This window comes from Pinirhizobacter sp., from assembly GCF_036499745.1.
GTDB lineage: Bacteria > Pseudomonadota > Gammaproteobacteria > Xanthomonadales > Rhodanobacteraceae > Pinirhizobacter.
Genome location: NZ_DASYDG010000020.1, coordinates 1 through 9,728 on the forward strand (window position 1 = coordinate 1; position 9,728 = coordinate 9,728).

A 9,728-nucleotide genomic window follows, 5' to 3' on the forward strand; every position below is an offset into this window, starting at 1 on the left:
GATCCCATCCCGAACTCAGCAGTGAAACGCGCATGCGCCGATGGTAGTGTGGCTCAAGCCATGCAAGAGTAGGTCACCGCCAGGGGCTTTATCCAAAACCCCGTTCTCGAAAGAGGACGGGGTTTTTCTTTGTCCAACGACCTTTCACTAGGGGTCAGAGTCATAGTGCGCTTCCGCTATCACTCTGACCCCTAGTGATTTGCGGTTTCGATAGAAATCTTAGTTTTCCCTTTGTCACGTTTCGGTCGTAGGATGAAAGTTCGCTTCTAGAAGCCACGAGCGCTGTGTCATGCACTTCCTGATCTCAGGGTTCCTGATCCTGTCCCCGTTTGCGGCAGCCGCCCTTCTTCTGATCCACGCGCGTAGCAAGCCCTGGACGATATTTGCGCTGCTGCTGATTCCCTTGCTGGCCGCGCTGTCGGCCTGGGAATTCAACACTGCTGCCGCCGCCACCCCCGAACCCAGCGACTGGGGTACCGCCGGCGTTGCCCTGTGGATCCTCCTGCTCGGGTCGCTCGCTGGCTGGATCGCCTCGGCCGAGTGCCTATTGTGCGTGGTGTTCGATGCTATGCGCGCCCGGCGCGTCAAGGGCACGAAGACCTGATGACAGGTCTGCCGCTACGGACCTAAGGTAGGAAGATGGCTTCCCCGGAGAGTTCGTCGATGCCCGTGAACGAACAGCCTGGCCGCGCCATGTTGGCGTCTGCATGGAGCGCGCTGGCCGGTGATCTGGCCATGCTCGATGCAGCAGCATTTGTAGAAGCAGGCGCTCTACCAGCCATCTTCCCAGTCACCGATCTTGCCTCCGCCACGATGGCCGCCGCCGGCCTCGCCATCAGTGAATTGCGCAACCATGCGACATCCACATCGCCGGCGAGGGTCGCCGTCGATCGCCGCCTGGCCTCGATGTGGTTCGCCTGGTCGCAACGCCCCATCGGCTGGATGCCACCTGCGCCGTGGGATCCGATCGCGGGCGATTACCTTGCAAGCGATGGCTGGATTCGCCTGCACACCAATGCGCTGCATCATCGCAAGGCCGCCGAGCGAATCCTTGGCGAACACCAGGACAAGGCCGGCATGGCCAAGGCTGTGAGCGCATGGAAGAAGGCGGACCTCGAGCAGGCCATCGTCGACGTGGGTGGTTGTGCCGCCGAGATGCGCTCGCTCAACAGCTGGGCCGGCCATCCGCAGGGCCTCGCCGTCGCCAGCGAACCCTTGGTCCATCGACAACAAATGCACGACGAAACCCGCTCCCGGTGGCGGCCGGACGCCAACCGTCCGCTCGATGGATTGCGGGTACTGGATCTCACCCGCGTCCTGGCTGGGCCAGCGGCCACGCGATTCCTCGCGGCTTACGGCGCTGACGTCCTGCGCATCGATCCACCCACCTGGGATGAGCCGGGCCTGGTCACTGACCTCACCCTCGGCAAGCGATGCGCACGGCTGGATCTGCACAAGAAAAACGACCGCGCCCTTTTTGAGAAGCTGCTATCGACCACCGACATCCTGGTGCACGGCTATCGTCCTGATGCACTGGAGCGGCTCGGCTTCGGTGTAGAAGCACGTCGTCGTTTGGCGCCTGGTCTCGTCGACGTATGCCTGGACGCCTACGGCTGGACTGGCCCATGGGCCGACCGCCGCGGCTTCGACAGCCTGGTACAGATGAGCACTGGGATCGCCGACGCAGGCATGCAAGCAACAGGCGCCGACAAGCCGAAGCCGTTGCCGGTGCAGGCGCTCGATCACGGCACGGGTTACCTCATGGCCGCCGCAGCAGTGCGAGGCATCACCGAGCGGTTGAAGACAGGCCGCGGCATGCAAGCGCGGTTATCGCTGGCACGCACCGCTAGGTTCCTGCTTGATCACGCCACGCCCAACGACACCTCGACGCTTGCCGCTGAGACGCCAGCGGATATCGATCCGTGGCCAGAACACACGGTATGGGGCGAAGCGCGTCGCCTTCGCTGGCCGGTGGCCATGGATGGATGCGAGGCAAAGTGGAACCATGCCGCCAGTCCGCTAGGGTCGTCGCCCGCGGAGTGGATTTGAACGACCTTAGGTCTCTTCCAGCATGACATGCATGCGCCGATAGTCGCGCCAATACTTGGTGGCCAGCCCGGTCTTCTGCGCGCTGGTGAGAATTTTTCCCGACAGCTGGAAAAAGATTTTCTCTTCCTCGCGAAGGTGATCGTGCAACTCCTTCGATAGCTTGTGCACGGTCGCCATCCAGCCGCGTCCGGCGTGGTCGCGGGTCTGCAGGTCGTCCACCATCTCGTCCATCTTGTGGTGATCGGCCAGGGCGTCGCGCGAGGCATGCAGGCCGCGGTCGTCCATCAGGATCGGGGCATAGAGGTAGCGCTCCTCGGCGGCTTCGTGGGCGGCCAGCTCGATACGCAGGGCAGTGAACACCTCTACCCGGTGTTCGCCCGGGTGGGACAGCATCAGCTTGCGCACCAGCGATCGCTGGATGGCATGGCTCTCGCGCAGGGCCTCGAAGATGGTCTCTTTCACGCCAGGTGCCTCCTTAGTGCCGGGAATTAACGGGAACAGCCTGCCGCGCAGGCCGGAAAAACCGTGTGAGTGCCACAAGGCTGGTACTGGGCGTATAAATGGCACAAGATCGTATGATCTTGCGAATATCCGCCGGCGGAGGCGGCCCATGAAGCAGTCGTGGCAGCTCATTCTTCGATGCAGTGCTTTGGCTACCGCCCTGGCCTGTGCGGGCTGTAACGATCCGTCCGGGCCCAAGCCCACCGCGTCTGCCGTCTGGGTGGGGAGCGCCGACGGCGGGGCGTGGATCGATTGCCACCCCATGGAAGCCCGTCGCTTCCGCTGCGCGATCTACGGCAACACAAAGAACCTGCTGCAAGACAGCGAATTCCTTACCTACCGATCATTCGATATCGCCAGTCTGCGCGAGCAATACGGCAGCTATGCCGGTGACGAGATCGTGCTGAAAGACGACACATCGCTCAAACGCGATCCGAGCCACACGCATACCTATTAGTCATGGCAGGGACTGGAGGTTCAGGATGATCATTCGAGTCTCCTCGTACGAGCGCGAACTATTGTTGAGTTGCCCCGAAACCGAGGACCTCACTCGCACGATGGTGCTGGATCAGCAAAGGCTGCTTGGCTCGGACGAGCAGGTCATAGCATTGAGCGAGGCATGCACCAATGCGTTGGCACGAATCGGATTTGACGTTAGCGACGAGCTGACCGCGGAGGGGCGGGTCCTTGAGGATCTGATCGACAAGCTGTTCATTCGCTGAATTCGTTGGTCTTTGCAAGTCGGCAAGGTGCCGAAAACGCTTAGGAATAATTCGTATAGACGTCGCCCGACGCTAACCGTCCAATGCATCGGCCTCGCATCTTATTGCGAGTGCCCAGGAATTTGCGACCACAGTCAGGGGAAAATCCAATGCGCAGGGACGTGCTATTCGCCAGCATGGCGATGGTTGTGGCTGTACTTGCGTGGTCGACCCCGCTTCGTGCGCAAACCACGACGCCCGAGGACGACTACAAGAAATTAATCAAGGTCAATGAGGACATCCAGCCGCTGGGCGAAAATCCCTTTGGCGAGAATGTCAGCCTGTACAACGGCAGCCTTTCGTTCGAGCAGACGGACGTCAGCCAGCCGGGAACTGGCCTGTCGATTCAGCTGACTCGCTCATTTTCCCTGCGTGGGGATTACTTTGCCCTGGCGTGGACCGAGAACAACTTCAGCGACTGGGAGCTCAACCTACCTCGCATCACCACGCTCACCTCCGCTTCTGGAACGGTGACCGACTGGAAAGTCGATGCCGTCAACCCGTATGCCCGATGCAGCCAGTTCAACCCGCCGCCGCCCGTTGCGTTTCCGCGTGACGCCGGAAGATCGGATTGGAATCCGGGCGATTGGTGGCACGGCTATCAGTTAGTTGTACCGGGACAGGGCAGCCAGGAACTGATGACGCGGGGCACTGGAATTCCCGCTCCGACGATGACATCCGGAGGCGTCGCCATGACGTTTCCGATCGCCACCAAAGCCCACTGGATGGTCAGCTGCCTGCCGGCCACGGCCAATGGCGAACCCGGTGAAGCATTTCTGGCCGTGGCGCCGGATGGCACCAAGTATTGGTTCAACTGGCTGCAGTATCACGCCGAGCCGCAAATGAGCCGTGGCCTGTATGCCAACTCCACTCCTTCGGGGCTGACCGGTGGATTCAAGGGTGTGTATCGCCCGAACCTGCCCATCGGGGATTTCCTCAACCGGCGTCGCGCGGACATGTTGGTAACGCGCGTGGAGGACCGCTTCGGCAACTGGCTGACGTATTCGTACTCGGGGCCCAACCTCACCACCATCGATGCCAGCGATGGTCGCCGACTTGCCCTGACTTACTACGCTGGGACCAATCGTGTGCATACGGCTGAACTTGGCCCGGCAGCAGGTCCACGCCGTGTATGGACGTACAACTATGCCGGCGCCTTCAGCTTCCTGAGCCAGGTGATGCAGCCAGACAACAGCACATGGTCGTTCGACTTTTCGAATCTTTCGATTGCTCGCGTGTCGAGCATCACGACCAACGGAAGCGGCTTGTGTGGGGACGTTCCTTCACCGGACAACACGTCGATTGTTTACACGGGGACCATCACCCATCCGTCGGGGCTAACGGGCAGCTTCATGGTGCAGCCCATGAAACACGGACGTTCATACGTCAGCAAGATTTGCTGGGGAGCGCCGCTCAACGAGACAATCGACTATGGTTTTGCGCTTTACCCGAATGCCTGGTACTCACTCACCGCGACCGGTAAGGTCTTCACCGGTGCCGGCATTGGCACTCAGATATGGACTTACGACTACTCCCCGCCGAATCAGAGTTGGGTAGAAGATTGCACGGGTGGAGGATGTGCATCCACGGTGTGGACCGACGTTACCGCACCCGACAACCGCGTCATGCGCTATACGTTCAGCAACAAGTACGATGCCACGGAGAGCCGTCTGCTTCGCACGGACCAATACTCCGGTGGCGTTGGAAGCACGATTGCAAGGACGGAAACAGACTCTTACGCAACGATAGGAGGGTTCGGCACTTCGCTGTCGCCCCGAACCAACAATGCCCAGGTGGACACGCTGGCGCCATTGAACAACAAAGTGCTGGCCCAGGATGGCGATACCTATACGTGGTCGGCGCCTGCATTTGATGCGTATGGACGGGCAACGACCGCATCGCGTTTGTCGTCTGCCACGGGACAGACACTGGTGGAACAAACCAGCTACCTGAACGACCTGCCGCACTGGGTTTTGGGCCTGCCAACCGCGGTCGTGATCAATGGCAAAACGGTCAGCCAGATGGACTACAACCTATCCTCGGTTACGCCGCTGAAGCGTTATCACTTCGGGCAGCCGTTGATGTCCTATACCTTCAATGCCGCCGGTCAGTTGGCCAGCTTCACCGACGGCAATACCAAGACCACGACGCTCGGTAGCTACAAGCGCGGCATCCCGCAGGCGATCGGTTTTCCCGACGGCACCTCGATGTCGCTGATGGTGGACGACTATAGCCAGGTCAGTTCGATCACCAACCAGGCCGGCAATACCACCTCGTACCTGTACGACCCGATCGGGCGCATCGCCGAGGTCGATTACCCTACGGGCGATTCCGTTGCCTGGGCCAAGCAGACCTTTACGTACACCTATGAGACCTGGGTATCGCACGGTATCGAAGCCGGCCATTGGTTGCGCGGTGTGTTCCAGGGTCCGAAAGCAACCTACACCTATTTCGACGCGATGATGCGTCCCAAGGAGGTGTTGACGCGCCGGTCAAGCGATGGCGGCACGCCCATCACCAGCCGCACGGATTACGATTTCCGCGGCAATACGATCTTCCAGTCCTATCCCGCCGACGGGAACCTGGAACCGTCTGGGCTCTCGGCTGGCATCACCACCAACTATGACGCGTTGAGCCGCGTTATCTCTACCGTACAGCCCTTGGAGCAGGGCATCCTCACCACGACGTTCAACTACCTTTCCGGCGCCCGCAAGCAGGTGATCGACCCGAAGGGCTACAGCACCATCAGCAGCTACCAGGTGTTCGATGAACCGTCCTACGAGAACGTCATCCAGGTCGTCGCCCCAGAAGGGGTCACCCAGACCATCGACCGCGACATTTACGGTAGCCCGAAGTCGATCACCCAAGGCGGGCTGAGCAAGATGATGTGGTACGACCGTTACCACCGTCTGTGCCGGACGAAGGAACCGGAATCGAAATCCGAGGTGATGGACTATGACGCGGCCAACAACCTGGCCTGGAGCGCGTCCGGACAGGAGATCGCCGATGTGGTCGATCCCAACAATGAGGACAAGATCTGCGGTCGAGACCAGGTAACGGCAGGGAAGACCACGCGTGGTTATGACGCCATGAACCGCGTTACCGGTATCGCCTATCCGGCCGGCACGGCGGCCACCGCGATGACCTACACCGCCACCGGCAAGCCGCTGACGGCGGTCTCCGGCACAGTGGGCTGGACCTACGGCTACAACAAGCTTGACCTGCTGAGCGGGCAGACCCTGTCGGTGGATGGCTATAACTGGACAATCGGCTACGGCTATGACGTCAATGGTGTACTAGCCAGCACCGTCTATCCGGACGGCAAGGCGGTGGCCTATAGTCCCGATTTTCTGGGTCGGCCCACGGCCGCCGGGAGTTACGCCGCGGGTGCCACCTACTATCCCGACGGGGACCTCAAGGCTTTCACCTTTGGCAGCGGCGTCCCGTACACGACCACTAGGAACAAGCGGAATCTGCTGGAGACCTTCGTCTATGGTGCTGCCAGCGCCCCGGTGGTGAGCGAGCAACTGGCCTACGACGGCAACGCCAACATCACCCAGGTCACCGACCACACCAATAACGGCCAGCGCAACAAGACCCTGGGCTACGACGGCCTGAACCGGCTGACAAGCGCCACTGCGGACAACCTGTGGGGCGGCACTGAGAGCTACACCTACGACACCCTCAACAATATCCGCACGCTCACCACGGTGGGAGTCACCAACACGTACCAATACGACGGCAACAACCTCCTGACCTCGGTGATCAGCGGAGCGAGCACGGTGTTGAGCTTCGTCTACGACAACCGGGGCAACGTCATCCTGCGCAACAACGTGCCGATGGTATTCGACGAGGCCAATAGGCTGACCCAGATCACTGGCCTGGACAGCTACCTGTACGACGCGGAAGGACGGCGGGTGAAGAAGTTTCCGGACTCGGGCTCGCCGACCTACTACGCCTACAACCAGGCCGGGCAGCTGATGTGGCAGTACGACCCAGACACCACCAACGCCACGGACTACATCTATCTGGGCAAGAAGATGGTGGCATCCGCGCTGGTGGACACATCGGCGTTCCATCCCTCGCAGATAAATGTCACGCTGACCCTCATCGGGGTGCCGACGCTCTCGGCCGACGGCACCACCATCAGCGTGACGGTGGATATCGCCAACCAGGGCACGGTGACGCTGAAGTCCAACGGACGTGATCCGGTGCACATGGGGGCGCGGATATTCACCACGGCAGGAAACGATGCTGCGGTTTCCATTCCGCGTACAAATATCCCGGACATCGCCCCGGGCGGCCATGCCGCCGTGACGTCCACCATCCCGGCCAGCGCCGTGATCGGGTCGGGCAATGTCATACGCCTGGTGCCGGTGCAGGAAGGCGTGGCGTGGTTTGATGCCTGGGGGACCACGCCGATCGAGGTGGGGCCCTTCTCTGCTTGCGCCCCGGCGTCCACGTACCTGTGCAATACCCAGTTCGCCTTGCGTGGAACCGAATCGAACCTGTCGTTGACGCTCGCATCGGCACCGACCCTCTCGGCAGATGGCCAGAACCTGGTGGCGACGGTTGACGTGCAGAACAGCGGCATCATTAACATCAGCAGCACGGGCTCGTACCCGGTAAACCTTGCCAACCACTTCGCCAACGCCGCGGGCACCATCACGGTGAACGACATCACCCGCGCAGGGCTTCCTGTCATTCCACCAGGCGGACATGCTCCGGTGACGATCAATACACCGGTCAACGGCGGCGTGGGAAGCGGCAACCGCATCCAGTTTGAACTGGTCCAGGAAGGCATGCACTGGTTTCGGGACTACGGCCATCCTGCGATCGGCACGAACTCATTCGGTGATCTGACGGTGCCTGCTTCGTCCACCACCGGCGCGTACTCGGTATCTTGGACGGCTGTCCCAGGTACATCCAATTACCGCCTCGACGAGCAAGTGAATGGCGGTGCGTGGACCGCTGTCCAGACGGCGAACAGCCTGGGCTGGAGCACCTCAGGCCGCACACCAGGCACCTATGGTTATCGCATGGCGCCTTGCGGAGCATCTGGCTGCGGCACACCAGGCACGGTACATAGCATCGTGGTATCCCTGCCGCCGCCTGCTCCCGCGGCAATCAGTGTGCCGGCCAGCAGTACGGGGAATATCGCCATCGGCTGGTCATCGGCCCTTTACGCCACCAGTTACTCGCTCGAGCAAAATATCAATGGCGGTGCATTCGGCGCAATCTATAACGGCGCGGGTTTGTCGTATGCCTATACCGCGACTGTGTCAGGAACGTACACATATAGGGTACGTGCTTGCAATGCGACCGGATGTAGTGGGTACGGGCCAAGCAAGAGTTCGAGCATTGTCGTTCCGCCACAGTCAGCGCCGGGAATCAGTGCGCCAGCGACCAATAACATTGGCATCTACACCGTCAGCTGGACGGGCGTATCGGGAGCGGCCACGTACCTCATCCAGGAACAGGTGAATGGTGGTGGCTTTACCACCCTGCAAAACTCTGCCACCACCAGCATCGGGCGATCGGGCAAGGTCAACGGAACCTATGGCTATCGTGTGCAAGCCTGCAACGCCAGCGGATGCGGACCATTCAGTGGGACGGCAAATGTCGTAGTGGCATTAGTGCCACATGTGCCGGCCACATTGACCCTTACTCTCCTCTCGCCCCCAAGCAAGGGACGAATCCAGGCTGTTTGGTCGGCCGTAACCGATGTCACTCGCTATGAGGTACAGGAGTCCATAGGTGGCGGCTCCATGAATCCGGCTTATAGCGGTACGGCGACGACGATGATATTTACCCGGGGGTCGACAGGGCTGACGTATGTCTACCAGGCACGAGCGTGTAATGCGAATGGGTGTTCGGCGTGGGGCCAGGCGGAGTCGATAGATACGTTGGGAAGTCCGTAGGTGAATACCGGCACGTCTCAATTCGCTTTGAACTCGGATTAAGGAGTACCTGATGAGGTCCGTTCTCCCAACGTCGCGATTCGGCACGCGAAGAAGTCCAGTTTTCGTTCGCATCTTTATGCGAATGTTTATGTGTATCGCACCGATGCTGGTTGTGCAGATGGTAACCGCAGCCGAGACGGTGACCTACTACTACTCGGACCACCAGGGCACTGTGCTGGCCACCGCCAATGCATCAGGTGCGGTGACATCAAGCAGTGATTACCGGCCCTATGGCACGCAGACGCTGGGGTCGCCATCGGATGGGCCGGGGTATGCGGGCCATGTCGATGACGTGGATTCATCGCTTGTTTATATGCAGGCGCGCTATTACGATCCGGGCACAGGCGGCTTCCTGAGCGTCGATCCGGTGGGGCTCAGTCCGGGCAACATCTATAGCTTCAACCGCTACGGCTACGCGTCGAACAATCCGATTATGAACATCGATCCGGATGGG

General features: G+C 60.5%; 7 protein-coding genes and 1 rRNA gene. 7 read left to right on the forward strand and 1 reads right to left on the reverse strand.

Annotation, left to right across the window (positions count from 1 at the left end; translation table 11 throughout):
• The 3 genes from rrf to VGM61_RS07515 all read left to right on the forward strand — a co-directional run.
• Positions 1–85 (forward strand): 5S ribosomal RNA (gene rrf / locus VGM61_RS07505); the annotation flags it as partial.
• A 204-nt stretch (positions 86–289) separates the two neighbouring features.
• Positions 290–604, forward strand: a complete 315-nt coding sequence (locus VGM61_RS07510) for a hypothetical protein (protein WP_331522143.1) — start codon at positions 290–292, stop codon at positions 602–604.
• A gap of 59 nt (positions 605–663) precedes the next feature.
• Positions 664–2,049, forward strand: coding sequence for a CoA transferase (locus VGM61_RS07515; protein ID WP_331522144.1), 1,386 nt, complete (start codon positions 664–666; stop codon positions 2,047–2,049).
• A gap of 6 nt (positions 2,050–2,055) precedes the next feature.
• On the opposite strand, the gene VGM61_RS07520 is transcribed toward VGM61_RS07515, so the two are convergent.
• Positions 2,056–2,511 carry a hemerythrin domain-containing protein gene (locus VGM61_RS07520; RefSeq protein WP_331522145.1) on the reverse strand — a complete coding sequence of 152 codons (456 nt, stop codon included), beginning with the start codon at positions 2,509–2,511 and terminating at the stop codon, positions 2,056–2,058.
• Positions 2,512–2,659: 148 nt separating this feature from the next.
• On the opposite strand from VGM61_RS07520, the gene VGM61_RS07525 reads away from it, so the two are divergent.
• The 4 genes from VGM61_RS07525 to VGM61_RS07540 form a co-directional block, all read left to right on the forward strand.
• Positions 2,660–3,007, forward strand: coding sequence for a hypothetical protein (locus VGM61_RS07525; protein ID WP_331522147.1), 348 nt, complete (start codon positions 2,660–2,662; stop codon positions 3,005–3,007).
• 25 nt (positions 3,008–3,032) lie between these two features.
• Positions 3,033–3,272, forward strand: a complete 240-nt coding sequence (locus tag VGM61_RS07530; RefSeq protein WP_331522148.1) for a hypothetical protein — start codon at positions 3,033–3,035, stop codon at positions 3,270–3,272.
• A gap of 149 nt (positions 3,273–3,421) precedes the next feature.
• Complete coding sequence (locus VGM61_RS07535) at positions 3,422–9,232, forward strand: hypothetical protein (RefSeq protein WP_331522149.1); 5,811 nt, start codon at positions 3,422–3,424, stop codon at positions 9,230–9,232.
• A gap of 160 nt (positions 9,233–9,392) precedes the next feature.
• The coding region (locus VGM61_RS07540) for an RHS repeat-associated core domain-containing protein (protein WP_331522150.1) at positions 9,393–9,728 on the forward strand (336 nt) is incomplete at its 3' end.